The sequence below is a fragment of the Spiroplasma endosymbiont of Monopis laevigella genome (assembly GCF_964019975.1).
GTDB classification, from domain to species: domain Bacteria; phylum Bacillota_I; class Bacilli_A; order Mycoplasmatales; family VBWQ01; genus Spiroplasma_E; species Spiroplasma_E ixodetis_A.
On sequence record NZ_OZ026473.1, the window covers coordinates 1,209,607 to 1,232,239 of the forward strand.

The 22,633-nt window shown below is 24.3% G+C and carries 22 protein-coding genes and 1 pseudogene; 17 read left to right on the top strand and 6 right to left on the bottom strand.

Features of this window, described 5'->3' with window-relative positions:
* Positions 1-93: 93 nt before the first annotated feature.
* Positions 94-762, bottom strand: a complete 669-nt coding sequence (locus AACK94_RS06480; RefSeq protein ID WP_338975584.1) for a formate/nitrite transporter family protein — start codon at positions 760-762, stop codon at positions 94-96.
* A 20-nt stretch (positions 763-782) separates the two neighbouring features.
* Positions 783-1,732 (bottom strand): annotated as a pseudogene (locus AACK94_RS06485) (L-lactate dehydrogenase).
* Positions 1,733-2,461: 729 nt separating this feature from the next.
* On the opposite strand from AACK94_RS06485, the gene AACK94_RS06495 reads away from it, so the two are divergent.
* The 16 genes from AACK94_RS06495 to AACK94_RS06570 all read left to right on the top strand — a co-directional run bounded on the left by AACK94_RS06495 (position 2,462) and on the right by AACK94_RS06570 (position 14,815).
* Positions 2,462-2,974 carry a hypothetical protein gene (locus AACK94_RS06495; protein WP_338975225.1) on the top strand — a complete coding sequence of 171 codons (513 nt, stop codon included), beginning with the start codon at positions 2,462-2,464 and terminating at the stop codon, positions 2,972-2,974.
* A 207-nt stretch (positions 2,975-3,181) separates the two neighbouring features.
* On the top strand, positions 3,182-3,343 hold the full coding sequence (locus AACK94_RS06500; protein ID WP_338975224.1) for a hypothetical protein: 162 nt from the start codon (positions 3,182-3,184) through the stop codon (positions 3,341-3,343).
* Positions 3,344-3,351: 8 nt separating this feature from the next.
* Complete coding sequence (locus AACK94_RS06505) at positions 3,352-3,825, top strand: hypothetical protein (RefSeq protein ID WP_338975223.1); 474 nt, start codon at positions 3,352-3,354, stop codon at positions 3,823-3,825.
* Positions 3,779-4,072 (top strand): hypothetical protein, encoded by a 294-nt coding sequence (locus AACK94_RS06510; protein ID WP_338975587.1) that lies wholly within the window; start codon positions 3,779-3,781, stop codon positions 4,070-4,072. The genes AACK94_RS06505 and AACK94_RS06510 overlap by 47 nt, the downstream gene beginning before the upstream one ends.
* Before the next feature lie 3 nt (positions 4,073-4,075).
* Positions 4,076-4,234, top strand: coding sequence for a hypothetical protein (locus AACK94_RS06515; protein ID WP_174480528.1), 159 nt, complete (start codon positions 4,076-4,078; stop codon positions 4,232-4,234).
* Positions 4,235-4,371: 137 nt separating this feature from the next.
* Positions 4,372-4,683, top strand: coding sequence for a hypothetical protein (locus tag AACK94_RS06520; RefSeq protein ID WP_338975561.1), 312 nt, complete (start codon positions 4,372-4,374; stop codon positions 4,681-4,683).
* Positions 4,676-4,951 carry a hypothetical protein gene (locus AACK94_RS06525; RefSeq protein ID WP_338975588.1) on the top strand — a complete coding sequence of 92 codons (276 nt, stop codon included), beginning with the start codon at positions 4,676-4,678 and terminating at the stop codon, positions 4,949-4,951. Before AACK94_RS06520 ends, AACK94_RS06525 begins: the two co-directional genes overlap by 8 nt.
* Positions 4,920-5,681, top strand: coding sequence for a hypothetical protein (locus AACK94_RS06530; RefSeq protein ID WP_338975559.1), 762 nt, complete (start codon positions 4,920-4,922; stop codon positions 5,679-5,681). Before AACK94_RS06525 ends, AACK94_RS06530 begins: the two co-directional genes overlap by 32 nt.
* Before the next feature lie 16 nt (positions 5,682-5,697).
* Positions 5,698-5,856: a hypothetical protein gene (locus AACK94_RS06535; RefSeq protein ID WP_174480523.1), complete on the top strand. Its 159-nt coding sequence runs from the start codon at positions 5,698-5,700 to the stop codon at positions 5,854-5,856.
* Positions 5,857-5,890: 34 nt separating this feature from the next.
* A complete protein-coding gene (locus AACK94_RS06540) occupies positions 5,891-6,070 on the top strand; it encodes a hypothetical protein (RefSeq protein WP_338975558.1) in 180 nt (59 codons plus the stop codon).
* A 13-nt stretch (positions 6,071-6,083) separates the two neighbouring features.
* Positions 6,084-6,461 carry a hypothetical protein gene (locus AACK94_RS06545; protein ID WP_338975557.1) on the top strand — a complete coding sequence of 126 codons (378 nt, stop codon included), beginning with the start codon at positions 6,084-6,086 and terminating at the stop codon, positions 6,459-6,461.
* 17 nt (positions 6,462-6,478) lie between these two features.
* Positions 6,479-7,663 carry a hypothetical protein gene (locus AACK94_RS06550; protein ID WP_338975556.1) on the top strand — a complete coding sequence of 395 codons (1,185 nt, stop codon included), beginning with the start codon at positions 6,479-6,481 and terminating at the stop codon, positions 7,661-7,663.
* 14 nt (positions 7,664-7,677) lie between these two features.
* Positions 7,678-9,318, top strand: coding sequence for a hypothetical protein (locus tag AACK94_RS06555; RefSeq protein ID WP_338975589.1), 1,641 nt, complete (start codon positions 7,678-7,680; stop codon positions 9,316-9,318).
* A gap of 65 nt (positions 9,319-9,383) precedes the next feature.
* A complete protein-coding gene (locus AACK94_RS06560; RefSeq protein WP_338975590.1) occupies positions 9,384-11,462 on the top strand; it encodes a hypothetical protein in 2,079 nt (692 codons plus the stop codon).
* 145 nt (positions 11,463-11,607) lie between these two features.
* Positions 11,608-12,849: a hypothetical protein gene (locus tag AACK94_RS06565; protein WP_338975591.1), complete on the top strand. Its 1,242-nt coding sequence runs from the start codon at positions 11,608-11,610 to the stop codon at positions 12,847-12,849.
* On the top strand, positions 12,800-14,815 hold the full coding sequence (locus AACK94_RS06570; RefSeq protein WP_338975552.1) for a hypothetical protein: 2,016 nt from the start codon (positions 12,800-12,802) through the stop codon (positions 14,813-14,815). Before AACK94_RS06565 ends, AACK94_RS06570 begins: the two co-directional genes overlap by 50 nt.
* A gap of 3 nt (positions 14,816-14,818) precedes the next feature.
* On the opposite strand, the gene AACK94_RS06575 is transcribed toward AACK94_RS06570, so the two are convergent.
* Both AACK94_RS06575 and AACK94_RS06580 read right to left on the bottom strand, forming a co-directional pair.
* Positions 14,819-15,061, bottom strand: coding sequence for a hypothetical protein (locus AACK94_RS06575; protein WP_281749131.1), 243 nt, complete (start codon positions 15,059-15,061; stop codon positions 14,819-14,821).
* A 244-nt stretch (positions 15,062-15,305) separates the two neighbouring features.
* Positions 15,306-17,012, bottom strand: a complete 1,707-nt coding sequence (locus AACK94_RS06580; protein WP_338975593.1) for a hypothetical protein — start codon at positions 17,010-17,012, stop codon at positions 15,306-15,308.
* A 72-nt stretch (positions 17,013-17,084) separates the two neighbouring features.
* On the opposite strand from AACK94_RS06580, the gene AACK94_RS06585 reads away from it, so the two are divergent.
* Positions 17,085-18,245, top strand: coding sequence for an Mbov_0401 family ICE element transposase-like protein (locus AACK94_RS06585; protein WP_338975594.1), 1,161 nt, complete (start codon positions 17,085-17,087; stop codon positions 18,243-18,245).
* A gap of 272 nt (positions 18,246-18,517) precedes the next feature.
* On the opposite strand, the gene AACK94_RS06590 is transcribed toward AACK94_RS06585, so the two are convergent.
* Positions 18,518-19,957: an NADP-dependent glyceraldehyde-3-phosphate dehydrogenase gene (locus AACK94_RS06590; protein ID WP_338975596.1), complete on the bottom strand. Its 1,440-nt coding sequence runs from the start codon at positions 19,955-19,957 to the stop codon at positions 18,518-18,520.
* Positions 19,958-20,115: 158 nt separating this feature from the next.
* On the bottom strand, positions 20,116-22,629 hold the full coding sequence (parC, locus tag AACK94_RS06595; RefSeq protein WP_338975598.1) for a DNA topoisomerase IV subunit A: 2,514 nt from the start codon (positions 22,627-22,629) through the stop codon (positions 20,116-20,118).
* Positions 22,630-22,633 lie beyond the last annotated feature (4 nt).

A 22,633-nucleotide genomic window follows, 5' to 3' on the forward strand; every position in this document is an offset into this window, starting at 1 on the left:
CCACCACCAATAAAATTACCAAATAAGGTTGGAAGTTGTACTTGATAACCAAATTGTAAAAAGTCATTAAATCCACTATGAATTCCATAAATATTAAATAAAGGCCCTAATCCTCAAACATAAGAATTTGCTACAACGTGAGAAAAACCAGATAAGGCAAACCATAATTACTAATCCTATTAATAAAAATTTAGCAGTAGATGAACGAGTGGCATGAGAAATATAAACACTTCCTGCTACTAAAAAATTACATAATATACTACTAAAAAAGGCTTTTCATCAAGACATTACTAATTTATGATTAAAAATACTAACAGCATTATCCAAAAAAGCTTGATTATCAAAAAATCCTGCTCATCATGTAAATAATGAAAGAATAAAACAACCTATAAAATTACCAATTAATACTACTAGTAAGTTAATTAACATTCTTGTTAACTTAACTTGTTTTTTTATTAATGGCATAAATATCATGGAATTAGAAGTAAAAAGTTCACCACCCATAAAGACAATCATAGTAATTGCTAAAGTAAAAATAAAACCAAATGTTAAATTTTTAATACCATTATCACTTAATCCTCTACTACCAAAAATAGCCGCAATATAAGCAATACCAACAAAAAGTCCAGCCGCAATACCCATTAAAAAAGTTTTTAATAACGGACTTTCTGCTTTCTTTAATGCATACTTATAAACAGCAATATAAGTTTCAATACTTGTTAATGTTTCTTCATTATTGATATTTTCTACACTTGTATTCACGAATAAAATACTCCTATCTTTTATTTAATAGCAGCAAAAGCTGTTTCTAAAGTTTCTTTAATAATTGCACAAGATTTATCAAATGCCGTTTGCTCTTCTTTCGTTAATGGTAACTGAACTACTCTTTTTCAACCTTTTTCGTAAAGTATTGTTGGTACACCAATATAAAAACCTTGCTGTCCATATTCTCCCTGTAAATAAGCACCTGCTACTAAAACGTGATTTTGTCCTTCAAGGATATTTCTTACTAATAATGCCAATGCTGCACCAATACCATAAAAAGTTGCACGCTTTAATTTAATAATTTTATAAGCTCTTTGTGCTACTTCTTTTCTTAATTCTTCTAAATCTTTTTCTTTAATTCTACCTTCAGTAATTTGTTGATAAATAGTTTTATTACCTACCGAAACCGAACTTCAAGGAATCATTGAAGAATCACCATGTTCACCAATTACATAAGCAGCAACTGACTTTGGATTAACTGCAATTTTTTCTCCAATTAAATATTGTAAACGTAAGGTATCTAAAATTGTACCAGAACCTAATACTTGATGATAATCAAATTGTGTAATTTTTTGATAAACAGTTGTCATAATATCAACAGGATTAGATGCAATAATAGTAACACCTTTAAATCCTGATTTTTTAATTTCTAAAGCAATGCTCTTCATAATTTTGGCATTATCTGCTACCATATTTAATCTTGTTTCACCATCTTTTTGTGGTCTTCCGGCAGTAATAAAATAATATCAGCATCTTTACAATCGCTGTAATTTCCCGCCTTAATTGAAATAAAAGGATGATCTAAAGCTGCTTGACAATCAGCAAAATCAATCGCATTACCTTCAGCTATACCTTCAAAAGCATCAATTAATACATATTCTTGGGCTAAACCTTGATTAATGGCACTGTAAATAAAACTACTACCAACAGCTCCACATCCAACAAGGACAATTTTTCGTTTTGCCATATTTACCTCCATATTTTTTGCATTTCATGTAACAGTACTTTATCCTCGGCACTATTTTAATAACTTACTTTTTAAAATAAAAGTTACAATGATATGTAATATTTTTATTATGCTTTTTATATAAGAATGTTAAAAAAATAAAAATCTAATTAACAAGGACAAAAATTTTGGGAGCGTACCGAAGATGTCGATAACTAAAAAGTTTTAAAAATAGCTCCTTTCTTTTTTAAATCCTTAAATTAAAAATAAATGACAAAAGATGAGAATAAAAATCTTGTCTTTTTTTGTAATTGTAAAATTTTAAAATTTTTAATAACCCTCTTTAACGCTATTATCAACACGTGTTAGGGAACTAAAAAAGTGAACTACAACACAGTTGTTAAAAATAGTAGCTAGCATGTGGACTTGCATGGATAAATAAAAAGTGGAGTGATACCTAATAAAATATACTAACCATTTAATGGTAATTCTTGGGGTGGGAGCGGATTGGAAACTAGTATATATAGACCTGCTTAGGGAACCTACTATATTAATTCTATTCTTTATTTAACCAACCTTGCCACTCACCAGTGAGCAAGTGTTGGTTTTATTTTTTATTTTTTTTGAAAAATTTTTGAGCCCAGAATTTCTGGAATGAATAAAACTAATAATAGTATTATTAATAATTTAAAAATCAAAATATATGTCCTTTATGCTAGAAGCAACAGGACATATTAGGAAAGGATTATTATGCAAATAGAATTTAAAAAAGAACAAATTGTTAAAGATAAACCACAATCTATTCTTATTGATTATGTTGAATATAAATTATCACTTCCAAAATGAATGATTAAAAATAATTCTTTTATTGTTGATAATAATTACACATATTGGGTTTTTAATTCTGAAAATATTAAAAGAGAATTAAATGGTGATGAATTAACAAAATTATTAGAACCATATATTTCTGAACAGAAAATAACTGTTAATAAACCAGAAACACCCAAAGAATATTATCTTAATGATATAAAACTTGAACCATTAACATTTTATGAACAGCATAATAGTTGATTTATTGGTGAAATAACTGATAGTAAAACAAAGATTACTAATCCTTGTTTTAAATATAATGTTACATGAGAAGAAAACAGAAAAGGTTTTAAACTAAATAATCCATATAACCATAATGATTTGTCAATTAATTATATAGTCACTTCTTATAAACATATTTTAACTCATAATGAAAAGATATTTTATTTATAAAGAAAAAAACTATGAATAATAAAAATAAAAAATGTGAATTAAGAGTTTGTATGGATAAAGTTTGAAAAGAATGTATTAATAATTCTACTAAAACTATTAAATATAAAAATTGACCAATACCTTATTTAATATGTGACAGTTGTTATAACAAAATACCTAAATACCTTAAACAAACAGCAAAAATAATTGAAAAGGATGATTTACATAATGGAAAAAAAGATTATTGAATATAAAGTAGGATTAATCAAACAAATTGATAGTTTACAAAAAAATAATTTAGTTTGTGGACATAAAGAGTTTATCGAAGAATGTAAATATTGCTGAAGTAATTGTGATTTAGAAATTATTAAAACAATTGTTAGAGGTTAATTTGATTAATGCAATATGACTTAATTATTGGAATTGACCCTGCTGGTATTGGTAGTAATGGAATTATTATATACTCAAATGAAACTAATAATATTGTTTTTAATGAAACATTTAAAACTAAAACAGTTTTAAAAAGCAAAAATCTATTTAAAGAATACTTTTTATTAATTAAAAAACATTTTGATAATAAAAAAATATTAGTTATTGTAGAAAATTTCTTTTTAAATTCAAAACAATTATTAACAAATCCATTAGCAACTCCTAAAATTATTGGTGCTTTAATAGTATTAGCAGAAGATGTTATGAATTGAGATTATTTAGAAAGTGAACCAAAAAATAAAAACAAAATAGAAAATTATAAAGGAAATATAAAATTAACAAAACATGAACAAGATGCATATAAGCATATTAAATATTATTTAAGGAATTATAAAAATGAAAGAGAAAGCCAATTGTGTCAAATTAACAGTAAAACTGAGTAACACTATTGAAACAAAATATTACGAAAAAGGTAATAAAGAATTATATTATAGTGTTCGAGGTCAATGAAATGGATTAAACTATGTTACTTTAATTTTTAACAACACAAAATTTTATAGACGCTGTATTTTATTAAACAAAAACGATGAAATTATTGTAACTGGTCAAATTTTTAACACTTTAAATATTCCTAAAAATCGTGCATTTTGTTCAATAAATGTTAAATGATTTAAAAAATGAAAAGAGTAAAAAATGATATTATGAAAAATTTTATTAATAGTACCAATATTAATAACAAGCATAACACTAATAATATTTTTAATATTTATTAGTAAAGAATTAAAAAATGAATATAAAGTATTAAAAATATTAAGTGAAATTGCTAATCAAATTGAAAATAAGGAGAAATAATATGAAATATGAAGATAAATGTTCTATGTACAATAAAGTAAAAGAAAACTTTTTATCCAATACCTGTAATAGTTGTTGATTAGAATCAGTTAATAAATGAAATAGAAGAAGTTGAAGAAATTTAGGAAACATTGATAATGAATAAAGAAAATATACCATGTTGTTTTAGTGAAGTTAATGAACTTGGTAAACATATAACAAATTGTAATAATTTACCAACAAAATTAGATAAAGATAATGTTCAAGTAAGATATTTTTGTGATAAACATATGATAAAAGTTGAAAATATAAGAAGAAAAATTGCCCAAAAATATATTAATGAATATAAAGAAAAATTAATTTTAGATATCGATGAAATTATAAATGATAAAAATCCACATAGAACTTATACAGAATATGTCTTTTCTTTAAAAGAAAGAATTGAAAATGGAGAATTTGATAATGATTAAATTAAAAGATTTATTTGGTGAAGATAAAATAGAAATATTTTCACCAAATCCCAAAGATTTAACAGATAGTAATGATATAAAAGCATTGATTTTATGAAAATATCCCAATGTTATTGCTAAATATTTAATTGTTTCTCAACCACATGCTAATACTGCAATTTTAGTTGGAGATAACTTTAATTATCAAGGTTGAATAGAATTTTTTATTAAACAGAAAGTAGAAGAAGTAGAAGAAAATGCCAAATGACATAACTGTACAATCAAGTAATTACAATTTATTAAAATTAATAAGAACTGGAGCAAGTCCATTATTTGGTATGATAGGAACTTCTGCATACTATGGTCAACTTATTGGTAATCCAATATTAGGTAGTATAAATGCTTTATTATTTTCTAAAAAATTAGGAATTGATATATGAAATTTAAATCAAATGCCAAATTTAAAAAGTAAACTATTAAATTCAAGTAAAAAAATAGCATTAGGATTAGGAACAATTGGTTTAGCAAATTATAGTAAATTTACTGAAACAATAAATCCTATCACCCCAACTACAACCACTACAGAAACTCCGCCATGACCAGCATTAACATTATCAGTAACTAATAATAATGTTAATGACCAATCTTTAATGGATTGAGATACTTATATATCTTTAAATTCATATGGTATTGCAAATTTGGTTGCTGGAATTACAGAATTAATACCAAGTAAATTTGAAACTATACGTAAAATAGCAAATATGGCAACTGGTGGTTGTTTGATTAGTAGTGGTGTTGCTATGGGTATTAATAATGATTTTATGAATGCTTATGCAGTTCCGACTATTATTGCTGGTGCATCTGAAATTATCCATAATTTACTACCAATGGAAACAACTAATCATGTTGAAGAAATGCAAGAAACAACATTTACTAGTGAAAATGCAAGATTAATTAATGATGTTGTAGATAGAATATCACCAGTATATAGACCAACTACATATTATGACAGTTTATAAAGGAGGTGAGTAATTTATGAATAAAGAAAAATTAATTGAATATTATAATCACGAAATAAAAATACATAAAGAAAGGATGGAACAATTAAATAAAGAAATTTCTTTATTAGTAACTATTATAAGTAATTATCAGTCAATGGTTGAAAGAATTAATGGTGGTCAATTTGACGAATAATTAAAAAATAAATAATTGAAAGGAAAATATTGAAATGAAAGAATTATTGCATGAATTAATCATTATTGGAACAAGTGTAGGAACATTAATTTGCAGAGAATTAATTGTTTGATTTAAACGATTTATTACAACTCCAAAACATGTTCGAGCAAATAATAAAGTAATAAAACATAAAAAAAAATTAGCAAAATTAAATGAAAAAATTAATAAATAAAGGTGTAATGTAAATGTTAGAAAATGAAACTAATGTTCAAGAAACAACTGAACCTTTAACTGAAAATAATGATTTGCAAAAAGAACAAGAAACTAAGATTGTTGAATTAGAAAATAAGTTAAATAAACTTAATGAAGAAATTAAAGAAAAAGAAATGCTTAATATATTTAAAAAATATCAAGTTAAAAAAGAATTTTATGATTTTTTAAAATTTAAAACAAGTAATATAGAAAATTCAAAAGTAGAAGACACTATTAAAAAAATGATTAAAGAACAACCAGTATTTAAAGAACCAATTAATACAGGTGGTAAACAAGAAACAATATTAACAAATCAATCGAATTCAATAAAAAGTAGTTTATTGGATTATAAAAAGAAAAATAATTTATAACAGAAAGGAAAATAAAAATGGCAATTAATATTCAAACAAACTTAAATAATACAGAAAAACTAGTTGAAGCACCAGAATTTATTGAATTTTTCAAACAATCAAATAGTCCATGAGCAAACTTTTTTCCTATTGAAATAGTTAATTCTACTAAAATAGAATTTATTATTAAAGTTCCGAAAGACCCATCAATTAAAGTTATTGCATGAAATGATAAAAGTCAAAGAATAGATGTAACTTATGCACAAACTGATACTATTCCAAAAATAATTGAAAAATTATATGTTGCTGGTGAAACTATTGCAGCAGTTGACTTAAATGCTGAAAATGGACAAAATTTATTAGAAAGTATGCAATATGAAGTCGCTAATGATTTAGCAGATAAATTAGCAACTGATGATATACAAGTAATTAGCGATAACGGAACTAAAGTAATAATTAGTGACACATCACCAACAGGGCATATACAGGCAATGTTATCTGCTTGAAATACTTTATTTCAATTAAGAAATAGTGCAAATTGTCGTTTCTTTATTACAAATAATCTTTATGATACTATTGTTTATTTGGCTAATAATAAAGGTTTAATTACAGATAACCAAATTGCTCAACAACTAAGATTAAATGGTAATGATTTATATATAAAAGGTGTATTATGTCAAATTGTAATGGATGATTATATGACATTTACTGATAGTGAAAATAAAAAACAAATTATACCTTTTATTTTAGCAACACCAAGAGCAATGAAAAGATATATGTTACAACAAACAATTGTTTATGTTCAAGAAATTGCTGATGGCAAACTTGGTAGAGCATATAAAGTTGGTGGTGAAGTACTAGGTCAATCAATTCCTTATATGTCAAAAAAAGAAACAACATCACGTTGAATGCTATGTGGAATTATTACTAAAACAGATTTAAGTAGTAAACTTACAATTTTAACAACTGATATTACTGCTAATACGAATAGAAAAAATCAATTACTAGATACAGCAATAAAAAATGCAAGAGAAATTACTGGTTTGAATCCAGCATTAGATTTAGTACATGCAAATATTAAATATTTTAGTGATGCACAAGGCAAAACTGATGTAAGTAATCAAAATCAAAAAGCAGGAGATTTATATGTAATTATTACTGCAGATATTAATGATGCAAATTATCAAGGTTCAACAAATCCTATAAAAATAACTCTTAAATAATAAGGACATTAATTATGCCTATTGGTACAGCAAATACAGCCACACTCTTAAAAATAAATAAACCCAAACATACCAGAATTAGTCAACAACAAGAACATAAAAGTTTATGATGAGAAATTTTAGAAATGATTGGTGTACAAGTTATAGCAGTAGCACTTGCTCCTTTTACTGGTGGTTTAAGTGAAGATTTAGCACTTGGATTAGGTGCAAGTGATTTAATTGCTAGTATTAGTGCTGTTGGTGTAGAATTTTTAACTGATTTTACTATTAATCAAGTTTATGATTATTTAAAAGGAAATGTAACACCATTAAATACTTTTTTTAATATATTACCAGCATTTGCTGGACTTAATAAAATTAGTCGTGGTTATCGTACAACTAAATTTATTAAGTTAGCACAAAAAACTAAAACATTAGAACAAGTTGGTATTAAAGAAGCAAAAAACTTACAAGAAATTATTAGTCAAGTAAGTGGAAAAGAAATTTTAACAGATAAAATTATTGGTAATAAACGTTATTTAATGAAGTATAGTTTTACTCCTAATCGTGAAACAGTATTACGAGATTTAGGATATGTTGCTGAAAGACAATATAAGAATAATTTTCAAAAACTAGAAACAGAAAAATTAATGGAACACTTATTATTACAAAATACATTAATAAAATTAAGTCCACAATTAACTCCTAAATTTAAAATTAAAGATATTGAAAAAGCAAATAACTTTTTAAAAAAATTTAATACTGATTTAAAAGAAGTATTAAAAATGAATCAACATGATTGATTAAATTTAGTTCATACAATACATACAGAAAATAGATATGGAAAAACTTTAATTTTAGATTTACAAAAAATTCGTGCTAATGCTATTAAATTTAATTTTAAAAATAATGTTATTCATCAACTTGTTTTAAAAGCAAATCAAACTTTTAAATATTTTGATATTAGATTTTATTTAAAAAAAGGTTTAAATAAATTTTGAAAAGATACACCATATTTTGAAAAAATACGAGAAAGTATATATAAATTACAAGAAAAATTTGAAAAGTTAGAAAAACAAGTATTTGAAAAAATTCAGAAATTAAAAGAAAAAGCAACTGATTTATTTACTAGTGCAGAAAAAAGAGCAATTAAACACGCACAATTAATTCCATTAAATTCACCAGTATTTATGGGTTGTAAAATTCAACCTTTGTCATTAGATAAATGTGCAATTACTATTTATCATCGCAATCCTAAATATAACCCAATTACAGTTGTTGATAGTATTCTTAAAGCAAAAACTTTTGTTACTCAAATACATCCATTCCATTGATATCGTTGATATAGTGGTTGATACATTGGTTATGGAGTTAATCAAAATAAATGATTAAAAGCAATAGCATTTGCTCCACCAGTGGTGCAACAAGTAATTAGAGATAGTTTTAAAGTATATAGAGAAATATTTAGAACTATTAGAACTTATCATAAAGTAGTAAATGTTATTAATAATCCTATTGAAAATATTAACAAATCATTTAAAAATGTTGGTTTAAAATTTAGTGTTAATACTTTATTTGGTACTGGATTATTACATCATTTAGAAAAGTTTGCATATAGTCAAGTTGTAACAAAAAGTAAGAAAAAAATAAAATACAAAAAGAAATTGAACATATAACACATAAAAAAACAAAAAAACATACTCATCATTATAAACAAGCATTTTTTAAGGAATGATAAATTATGATTAATAAACTTTGAACTGATGTCAGTCTTGAAAATTATAATAACTGATATCCATTAACTGGAAAAATTACAGAAACTCCACAACAATATATACAAACATGATCAAATATTAATGATTGATTTATAACTTTTGCTATTCGCGCGCAAAATGATATTAATGCTTATCTTGATTTTATTTTATCTAAATTTCCTTTTGATAGTTTTAAAGATGAATTAATTAAAGAAACATTAAGAGATATGGTTTATGTTATGGTTGAACATTGAGTATTTAATCGTACACCAATTGAATTTAATGTTGATGCTACTATTCAATTTAATAATGGTAATCAATTTAGTGCAAATAGTACTCCTACAATTAATGTTTGAGATTTAGCACCTAGTAGAATGAAAATATGGGCAAGATTAACAGAATTAAAACAAATATTTTCAAGTTATAATAATGATGAAATAGATGTTGAAAAAATTGACTTAAAAGCATTTTATACTAGAAATCAAGTTGATGAATTAATTAAAGAACAAAAAGAATTTACATTATTAAAACAAATTAAATTATATGATGATTTAGTTGATGATAATGAAAATGAAATATATAGAGGTCCTATTAGTAAATTTGTTAATAAAGGTTATGTTGCAACTGGTTATGATAAAGAAACTGAAACAATGATTTTAGATTGACCAGATGAAATTGGAACATTACCACCAGAAGCATTACAAAATAATCCGCAAATTGGTGATTTTACTCATGCACCAACTTGTGATTTTTCTGCTAAACAACAAAAACGAATTACTACTAATGAAAATGAAATTACCAAATTAAATAGTGAATTAACTAAAACAAATGAAAACATTGATGATATCAAAAATAATTGATTTAATATTGAAACTAGTCCTTTATGAAAAAAAGTTGAAAATAATAATATAGAAATGTTGAAATGATATTTTATTAAAATCAGTTATCACTATTCAACAGAAAATAACTTTATGAAATTTTATAAAATAATTAAAATTTATTTAAATAATATTTTTCATGAATTTGAATTGTTAAATGTTGATTCCATGACTTATAAAGAACAAATACAAAATGAAAATATTTTAAATATTGGAACTATTTACTATGACAATAGAAATAAAAAATTTAGTGGTGGAGGTAATTCCTATCCTGAACGTGGAAAAATTAATTTAATTGGTGATATACAAGAAATATATCAATATCAAGGAATAGATACACCAACTGAATTTATAACAGAAGAAAGTACTGAACATGATTATTACACAAAACTAGAAACTAATAATTTATTAGATAAAAAGCAAAATATCAATGATGATGCTTTACAAAAAGTTTCTAAACAAATAGTTCCTGCAATTAATGAAATCAATAATAAAATTCCTAATTTATCTGATTATTATAAAAAAGAAGAAGTAGATAAAAAATTAGAAGATGTAAAATCACAATTTCCTATTGCATTTCAAATAAATGCTATTAGTGCAGAAATTCCTAATTTAGAAACTACTGATAAAACTATTGCCGGTGCTATTAATGAATTAAAAGAAAAAATAAAAGATAAAAAATTTTCAAATGATTATTTTAAATATAATACTGAAACAAATGAAATTGCATTAAATGATGAAGAAAATTCATTACTTTGTAAAGATTTATTAGAAAATAATGAATATAAATTATTAAAAACTCAAAATAAAAAATTATTACAAGCAATTAATGAAATATTAGAAAAACAACCACAACCCAGTCCAAGTGGTTCAAATTGAAAAGAAGTAGGTAAAGTCGTAGTAGATAAAAATAATATTACACATATAGAATATATATTTAAAGATAAAACACATTATAGAATATATTATAGTTTTGGTGATTATACTAGTAAAGAAAATAATAAAAATTATAGTTGACAAATAATTAATTTTTATTATCAATTAGATACAAATGTTTTAAAAAGTAGTTTATGAATATCAAATAATAATGTTAATGCGGATACTGAAATTAATATTTATAATAATAGAATAATGCGGGGTATGGGTAGAGATTATATTTTTAAAAAATTAGAAGAATTACAGGAATAATATTATGTTTTTTAAAATTATAAAAATTATTTTAGGTTTAATAGGAGTAATTTTATCATCAGCAACAGCAGGTTTAATTATATTTATTATTATAAAAATTGTATTAAAAATTAATCAAATATTTTAAAAAAAGGTGGTGAATATTATGTTAAGTCTATTTAAAAGAAATGAAAAAAGTAATATTAGTGATAATCAAAATGAAAAAGTAAAATTTTTAACTAATAAAAATAAAAGTACTCATGCTTCAATTTTAAATTATTTTGGTTTTAATGATTTTAACCATGAAACTTATTTCACTGATTTTGTAGCAGAAAATAATGCTAATTTATATAATGCTCCATTAGATATTAATAATGAAACTATTAAACAATATTTAATTCAACAAGAATTTTACAGAAAAAATTGAAATTCAATTTTTAAATTAAGTAAATTAGGAATTAGTGCTTATTTAATTTATATTGCTAATGATGACTTATATTTTCAAGTAGTAGATATACAACAAAGAGTTTATGATATTACTGGTAAATTAATTGAATGTACTATTTTTTATGATAGTTATGAACAAAATGCACAAATGGTAAGATTATTTGAAGTTTATACATTAAATAATGAACAAATAACTATTAATCGTGCAATTTATAGTATTAGTGATAATAAAAAACAATTTCCATTAGATTTTAAATCATTCATTAATAACCCTAATTTAGCACAAGAACAAACACTAAATATTAACTATATACCAATAGCAATTATGAGAAATAAAGCAAATGAGCTAGCAGATTGTAATAAAGTAATGGATAAAATTAAAGCATTAGATGTTATTTATGAACAAATTGTTTTAGATACTATTTTAAACTCACCTAAATTTATATTTAGTCAAACTTATGGCAATGTTCAATCTTTAATAGAAGACGCAGTAAGAACATTAGTTACTAAAAATTACATATTTAAAAGCGGTGGAGATAATAATGAACAAAACGAAAATATCAATATGACAAATAGTAATTTTAAAGGTAAAAATTTAACTGATATATATGATTGAAATGTTAATGAAATATTTAAACGTTGTGGTATTCATATACCAAGTCAAAAGAAATCAGCACAACAATCAGTTCCCGAAAGTACAGCAGTAAATATTTCAACTATTAATTATATTGAACAAAAATTATGACAATTTAATATTGATATTCTTAAATTTATTCAAATATTAGTAAGTGTAGATAAAGATTTATTAAATAGTAAAACATTTAATATTAATGATGATCAAGAAATTAATAATTTAACAGTTAAATTAAAATTATTTAATCCCGAAAATAACCAATTAATAGGAGAGAACAATGGAAAACAACAACAAACCACAAACGAAATTTCCACAGAAACAAACTAAACTTAATCAAGCAGAAGTAGAAAATGATTATTTAATTGATAACATTCCTTATGACTTTACTAATATGATGCGTGCTACTAGTGACCCAGATATTAATAGAGCATATGATGAATTTAAAAAAAGAACGATATATATTTATGAAATTGAACGTTTATTTAAAAATAATGAAAATAATAGTTTAAAATTTTCAGCAAATACTATTAAAATAGGTTTTATTGATATTGATAAAGTATTAAAAACTACTGCTGTTGAAACATCTGATTTTACTATGCAATTAAATCAAAGAGCAAGTACTAATATTAATGATAATACAATTGAATATAGTATGACTGATATTAAAAATTTAATATTTCAAGAAATAAATTTATTAAATCAATTTAAGTTATGTGCAGTTAGTATAAATGAACCTTTAACTGAAAATAATATTGATAATTTATATATAATTAATAATTATTCACAACCTTATCAAAATCCAAAAACTAGAAGTACTAAAAGTATAACTATTATTAAAATTAAAGATTTTAAAACAAGAGATGGTTATCCAATCATTATTAAATTACAAAAACCATTAGATAAAGATACAAAAGTTACTGGTTTAAAAATTAAAGCCCCTAGAAGCATGATTTTTGGCAATATAAAGGTACTTGGTGAAGTTGACAATATGGAAGTATACCCAAAGTTATTTGTTAAAAATAAGATAGCATTTCCGCTGTTATCAATGCCTATTGAAACTCAACCAAAAGTTAGAATTTTACAACAATGATTTAGTGAGCAAATATTACCTTGAAATTTAGCAAAACAATTTATCGGACAAGAAAAATCAGTTTTAGATTTAATTAAAATTAGTAGTGGTTCTGTAACAAGAAGAGAAGTTATTAATAATGCAAGAATAACTCATGCTTGATTAGGATATGAGTTTAGTAATGTTTTAGGTGGTAAATGACCATTAAAAAGTCAAAAAGAATTAAAGGATAAAGAAGTTTGAGATTTTGTAGGTGAAAGTCAATTTTATAGTTATATTGCAACTAATAATAAATTTAATGATATTGAAATTGAAATTAAAGATGCACCAACTATTGATAGCTTACAACAATTATTATTAGATATGCTAAGTTATACCTATAATTATAATCGTAATTTTGATGGCGCAGATTATGATGATAAAAATGAAATAGCAAAATTACGTGATAAATTCTCAGGTCAAAAACCTGATGAAGTTATTACTAATTTATTTAGAAAATGAGAACTTGATTATCCAAATTACATAAATTTGCAACAAGTTAAAATATTTAAACAAGTATTTATTATGTTATCAAAGTATATTTATTCAACATTATCAATAAATAAAGGTCTAAATGATGATAATAAAATTTTATTACCTTATTATTTTGAATTAAAATCAAATCCTATACATTCTAATAAGGATAATAGTTGAAAATATAAAGATGTAAAAGTAATACTAAAATCTGAATATTTTGATTTTACAGATATGAATAATATTAAATTAAAAAATAATGATATTAGTCAAAATGAATTATTTAAACTTGATGATAATCAATTTAATTGATTATCTATTACAAATGAATTAGAAAGCAATAATATTCCGTCATTAATTCCAGCAGATTGAACATTAGGAAATGGCGAATATGGAAAATACTTTACAAGAGTAATTATTAGTAACAATAAAATTGAGAATGCTTTAAATTTATATGGTTCAAATAAATCTCAATTATTTTCTAAATTAGAATTTTATGAAGAGATATTACAAATTGATAATAAAAATGAATTTGAATTGCAAATTAAAAATCCAATTAATAATTTAAATCGGATTGAAATTAGTGGAATATTTGGTGCTGGTAATTATTATTTAATTTTAATAACTGACAAACAAGAAATAAACTTAACTAATATTAATTTATTTGACAAATATAATGAAAATATTTCTTATATTAATTTAGAAATTTAAATGTTATTTATTAAAATAACCATATGGATAATTGCCATCTCATGGTATATCTATTCTTTCAATAGTATCTCCACCATTATAAAATTTTGTTTTTTTAGGATTATCAGCAAAGTATATTTTAAATTCACTTTTTATAGAAACTGAAATACCATGAATGTCAGACATTCATATTTTCTGAACACCCATTATAGGTTTTTTATATGAATTTAAATAATATTTAAGTCCACTAAGATTATGGGTAAGCACCTCCCATGATTAATCCTATTGTTCCAGTTGTAGCACCAGTTAGTGCTAATGCTAATGTTATTTTACTTAAATTTGCTTTTATTCATGTTTTCATATTAAATTACTCCTTTTTTCCTTGATTTTACTTATAAACTGTACTATTTTTGATTATTTTTACAAGTACGTTTTTAAACGCAAAATAACGCCTAAATAAAAGGCGTTTATTTTGTGATACCTATACTATTAATGATATTGTAGTTGTTTATTATATGGCAAATGTGAAGATGCTTTTTTTCACAGTAGCATTATTTTTACCCCTAATTACATTTTTATATGGATACAATGCATAAAATAATCCATCATACGGGTCTTGATACATATTTTTATCAGGAATGTTAGTTTTGGTTTGGTCATAACGTAATTCTTCTAAACATTGAGTAGTCTTTGGTAAATCATCTTTATTTGCATAAAAGTTTCCATAACTCATAATGTTTCTCATTCAAACTACTCTATTAGTTAATCCTGCTTCTTGATTTAAATTTGAAGCATGTTTAATAGCAGTTTGTGTGATTAAAATAGTATTATGTTCATCTATTAATTTTTGATTTAATCAATCAATGGCAGTTCGTGCTTTATCATCATAAAAATAAATTGCTTGTTCAAAATTTTCAAAATTATCAATTAATCCTAAAATTTCATTAACATAAGCATTAATTTTTTCATTTTCATTTATAAAATCATTTGGAGTAACTACTAATTCACAAATAATATAAGCATCATAATAACCAGTATTATTATATTCTTTAAAACCCACTACTATAAATACAGTATGGTCTTTATGACCAGTTGCTCAATCCACACCAACTGAATAAAAATCAAATTTATACATATCTTTTTTTGAATTATAAAATTCTTTTAAATCATATGGTTGTCAGCACTTTACAGTTTTTTGAAATGGGAAAATTGTTGCATCACTATCTAAAAATTCAAAACCATAAAAAACAGTATTAAATTCATCAGGATTACTTTTTTTCATTTCTAATAATGTTCTTTTTTGAATATCTGGTAATTTATTTCAAAATGGTTGAATAGTAAATCTTAAAACAAATAAACCTAAACCACTAAACATATCTTGATTTTCATAATAAATTTTGCCATTTTTTTTAAGATTTTCCATCACTTTATCATTTAATGGTAAAAATGGCGTACAGTATTTTAAATAAAATGGATGATATTTATCATAAGGATTACATGTAAAAGTAATAAAGAAACTTTTATAAAAATAGCGAGTAATTTTTTTTCCAAAATTAGGACTATATATATTTTTATCAATAAACGTTCAACTTCATTCTTTAATAGGTTCTTTTGATACTTTAATACGATTACTTCTAAACATAGAGTTTTGTAAACGTTCATATCGATATGTTAATTGCTTTTCTGTTAGTGTTTCTTTTTCTTCTGCCATAATAATTTCATCTGTTCTTGAACCTAAAAAACTTGAACCACCGGCTTCTTTTCCAAAAATCTTATTACCATTAGCATAACCAATAAAGTCAATTTGTTGATTATTAGGAAAAATAATACATCCACCATCCTTAGTTATTTTTCATTTAATACCATGTGGATTATTAGGTAATAAATTAATATTATATGTATCTAATAAAACTTGACAAACATTCATTAAAGCACCAATTGTAGTTTCACTATGAGTATTTTCATATCTTCTTACTTCTTGAACACTACTATCACTAAAATTACAACATATAAATAAATCAAATGCTAAACAATTTCAAGTTTTTCTTGTTCCACGTGCTGTTGGTACAAAACGATAAAAACAATTGGTAGTAAAATATTCTGCTCATTCATCACCAACAAATTCTTTAAAAATATCCCAACTAAAACCATAATTATTATCACTAAAATTAAGATTATATTTTTTATTTAATTGTACATAACTAGTGATAAAAGCCATATTTACTCCTTATTTTTAAAAAAAATTAAACTTAAATTATTAACAAATAAAATTTTGAAAGGAACATTAAAAATGTTTATATTACCATTTGTAAATCATTTTGATTGAGACAAACACAATTTTAATCAAGATGAATTAAATTTACAACAAACAGAAGAATTATTTAAAAAAATAGATGATTATTTATGAAATGCATGTGATAAATCTGTATATAAGTCATATAGATTTAGAAAAAGAAAATTAAAAACAAAAAAAGGTTTATTAACTTATAAACGACGTATTTGTACATATTATAACCCAAAAACACAAAAAATGGAATTTCTTTCATTGTTAGATAATTATCTTGGTGTTAAAAAATATAGTAAACTTGCACCTAATGTTATTAAACAAATTTTGAAATATTTTGCAGATGGTAAAAAGTATCATGATGTTTGTGATACTTTTATTGAAGGTTTAATAAGTAATAGTACAGTTTGTAGAACATATAAAAAGTTTCAATTACCAAAAGCCAATATCCTCAAAATACCATTACAACCATATCAAAATTTATATGTAAATATTGATGATGGACATAGAAAATTTAAGTTTAATGAAAAACATAATACTAAAAATTGTAAAAAATGTTCAATGAGATTATTAGTATTTTGTACTGGTAAAAAGAAGAATGGAAAATTAATTAATAAAAGAGCTGTATGTAAAATTAGAGTATCAAAAACAGAAATTGGTGCTGAAAAAACTGCCAAATTAATTGAAAAATATGGTAATTTATTTTTTGAAAATTTTGACCAAGCAAATTTAATAGTTTGTGGAGATAGTGCAAAATGAATTAGAAAAACTGCTACAATTTTAAATGCTAAATTTATTTTAGATAAATTCCATGCTTTTCATGTTTTATTTCTTGGCATAATGGCTGGAAGAAGAAAAAATAAAATTGCTAAATTACACTATCAAAATGCAATAAATTTATTTTCCAAAGGTCAATATTATGAATTAATTGATTTTTTACAATCATTGACTTTACAATATAAAAAATTAAAAGTTGGTTATTTTGTTAATGCAAAAGATGGCGTATTAAATCAAGCATTAGTTGAAAATATTGGTTGCTTTACTGAAACTAATATTAAACAAATTTTAAAGCATATGATTGGTGATAGAACTTATAACATTGATATGTATACCAAAATGGTTAATTTTAAATGTTATCAAATAAATACAGCAATACAATTATTATAAATTAACCATTTCAATTTAAAGATAACTAAAAATAAAATAAAACTTATTAAAGTAAAATTTAATAAGAATTTTTGAGTTATAAAAGTAAGTATTATTGTTGACTAATATTTTACAAGTGTTAAGATTAACATACAATTGCATATTGATTCTCGTCTAATCTTATAATTTAAAGACAAATTTGAATATTATTGACAACATCGGTACGCTCCCAAAATTTATTACATTTTTATCTTACCACTATTTTAATAAAAAAATAAGTTTTATTTTTTCTTTTAAATTTTTGTTTTTCAATTAATAACAATCCCTTTTGGTCTAGTAAAAGCAAGTAACGAAGGACGAATACCTTGTACGCCAAGACCCGAATCCTTAACACCAACAAAAGAAAAGTGATCGGGACCACGTTGTGACTGATCGTTAATATTAACACTTCCAACTTCTAATAATTTAGCAATACTCATTGCACTATTAATATTAGTAGTAAAAACAGAAGCTTGTAAACCATATTGTGAATCATTTGCAATATTAATTGCTTCTTTTACTTCATCAAAAATAATAATCGGCAACAATGGTGCAAAAGGTTCTTCTCATTCTAAATTCATTTTTGTTGTTACGTCAGTAATAATAGTTGGTCACATTAAATTTTCTTTAAATTTATTACCAACTAAACAATTGGCTCCTTTATCTAAAGCATCTTTAATTAATTTTTTAGCATTATCAACTGTTGGTTGATCAATAACAGGAGTAATATCACAATCATCTGTGGGCAAACCAACAGTTAACTTTTCAACTTTTTCTTTTAAAATTGGAATTAATTTGCTACTAATTGTTCTTTGTACTAACACTCTTTTAATAGCAGTACAGCGTTGTCCTGAATAACTAAATGCACCTTTAATGATTTTGGTTGCTGTATCTTCAAGATCAGCATCATTAAGCACTATTGCTGGATCTTTACCTCCTAATTCTAAAATCAAATCAGCTTTTAAAGATTTCTGTGAAATACGATTACCAACAACAGCACTACCAGTAAAAGAAATAACATTAATTGCTTCATTTTCAACTAAACTATCACCAATTTCACTACCTTTACCACTTATAGCATTAAAAACACCATTAGGAATGTTAGCTTCTTTAGCTAATTTAGCTAAGTGTAATCCCACCAATGATCCTTGTGTTGCGGGTTTAAAAACAACACTATTACCAGTCACAAGTGCTGGAAATATTTTAGAGACTGATAAATTTATCGGATAATTAAAAGGGGAAATAGCAAGAACAATTCCTTTTGGTACGTATTCAAAAACAGCTAATTTGTTCATACTTCCTCAACTATCACCTGTATAAGATTCAGGATGAAGACGTAATGCTTCTTGTAAAGTATATTCAATATATTCAACTGTTCTATCAATTTCACTGCAAGCTGCTTTTGTGCCTTTAGCAATTTCATTAGTCATTAATTCAGCAAGTATTAATTTATCGCGAATAATTAATTGTTTTCAAGAATTTAAAAAAGAAATTCTTTTTAAAATAGGCATTTGTTCTCAATTTTTTTGAGCAAATTTTGCAGATTCATATACTTTTTTAATTTCAACTTTAGTTAAGGCAGGAACTTGGCCTGCTATTTTATTAGTGGTGGGATTGATAACTGATATTCAATTACCATTTTCATACAACTCACCATTAATTAGAGATTGATATTTAATAATATTATTTGTCATCTATACTTCCTCCTTAAATCACTACCATAATAATTATAGCATTGATATAAGTCATATCCTATTCACTCTTAACTAAAATTATTATTTAAATTTATATTATGAAAATCAAAAAAACTAATTCTTTAAAAAGTCCATAATTTTCAACAAAAAAGTTTATTTTAAATACCATTGTTGCTTTCTTTTCCATCAAAATTTTCTGATATTGATGATATATCAGCATCAATAACATCAGTTTTTAAATCAATCACTAAATTACTACCGCCAGCAATAATATCATCAGCAACTACTTTGCCAGTTCCTTCATTTACCTTGCTAAGATTAATGTCACTTGCTTTAATCACTAATCATTTTTCTTTTTTCGTTAATATATTAATAAAAGATGTTGCTGGTGATAAGAAAGTTTTAATAATACTAATACTTTTACTTTTAGGAACTTTTATTACTTTATTACCTTTTGTTGTTCGTGAAGTTTGTTCAATAGTATTGAATAACATTCGTTTAATTGTTCCAACTGATGTTAACATTGCATAAATATCATTACTATTACCACAAGCCATTCCTACCACTTCATCTTCTTCAGAATTAATTTTCAAAGCTTTAACACCTGTTGCAGTTTTAGTTAATAATGGAACTTTCGTTTCTAAATATTTTAAAGTCATACCCTTGCGAGTACTAGTAACAATAAAATCATGACCGGTAGTACTATTAACACTAATAACACTATCGTTCTCTTTTAACTTAACATATTTGGCGGTTTTATTAAATCTGGTAGTTGCTAACTCTAAAAGTGGCATTCTTTTAATTAAACCATATCTAGTAGCGACTACTATATTTACATTTGGCTGTTCAAAACTATTAACTTGCGCAACACTAATAATTTTTTCATTTCCTTCAAGTTTACATAACGTATTAACATGAATACCATTATCTTTCCATTTATTTTCTTCTAATTTAAAAATTGGTATTAAAAAATAATTACCTTTATTTGTAAAAAATAATAAATTATTAAAATTATTGAACATTGCTCCACCAATAATAACATCATTTGGCTTACGCCCAAAATCTTGATAATCAAGATTTTGTAAAAATACTTTACTACTTATTACCTTAATTCAACCATCATAACTAATACTAACAAATACATTTTCTTGTCGCAATGTTGCTTTTTCATCAATTGTAATTTCAGAAATTTCACCTTGAATTTGTGATTTTCTTAATCCAGAAAAATGAGAATTAATTTGTTCTAACTCAGTAATAATAACTTGACGTAGTGAATTTTCATTATTAAGAATTTCTTGTAAAACAATAATTTTACTTTCAATATCTGCTTTTTCTAAAACTAATGATTGAATATCAGTAGCAGTTAAACGATATAAACGCAATTGTACAATTGCTTCTGCTTGAATATCAGTAAAATTAAAAGCTGATATTAAATTTAATTTTGCTTGCATACGGTCAGTTGATGTTCTAATAATTTTAATTACTTTATCAACTTCACTTAATGCAATAACTAAACCATTAACAATCTCTAATCTTCGTTCTAATTGTGCTAAGTCATATTGTGAACGCTTAGTAACAACATCAATTTGATGATTAATATAAAAATCTAACATATTAATTAAACTCATTTGTACTGGTTTTTTGTTAGCAATTGCTACTAAATTAAAGTTATAATAAATTTGTAAATTGGTATTTTTAAATAAATAATTTAAAATTTCTTGTGGTTTACTATCTTCTACTAAATCAATAACTATTCGTAAACCAAAACGATCCGTTTCATCACGTACTTCTTTAATACCATGAATTTTTGCTAATGTTTTAACATCATCAATTTTTTTAATTAAATCTTGTTTAATAACTTCAAATGGAATTTCGGTAATAATTATTTGTGGAATTTCACCTTCATTATTAATATGAGTTTTGGCACGAATTGCAATTCGCCCCTTACCAGAACGATAAGCTTCTTTAATACCTTTAATACCTTGAATAATTCCTCCGGTTGGAAAGTCAGGACCCTTAATAACACGCATTAATTCGCTTAAATTACATTGTGGATTATTAATTCTCATGACAATTGCATTAATTACTTCTTGTAAATTATGAGGTGGAATATTAGTTGCCATTCCAACGGCAATTCCAGAAGCACCATTTACTAATAAATTTGGAAAATAGGCAGGTAAAACTGTTGGTTCTGTTTCTGATTCATCAAAATTTTTAATTAAACTAATAGTATTTTTCTTAATATCCTTCAATAATAATTCTGAAATTAATGATAAACGTGCTTCTGTATATCGCATCGCAGCAGGATTATCACCATCAATTGAACCTTTATTACCGTGCATTTGTACTAATGGTCATGCTACCTTTCACTCTTGTGCCATTCTACACATCGCAGCATAAACCGCTGTATCACCATGAGGATGATATTTACCAATTACTTCTCCAACAACACGAGCTGCTTTTTTATATGCTTTATCATTGGTTAAACCCAAATCATTCATAGCATGCAAAATTCGACGTTGAACTGGCTTCAAACCATCACGGACATCGGGCAATGCTCGTTCTAAAATAATATATTTGGCATATCGACCAAAACGTTCTGCAACAATATCATCAATAGGATAAGATAAAATTTGTTCATTATTTTGTTGAATCTCTTCTTTACTATTCATAACT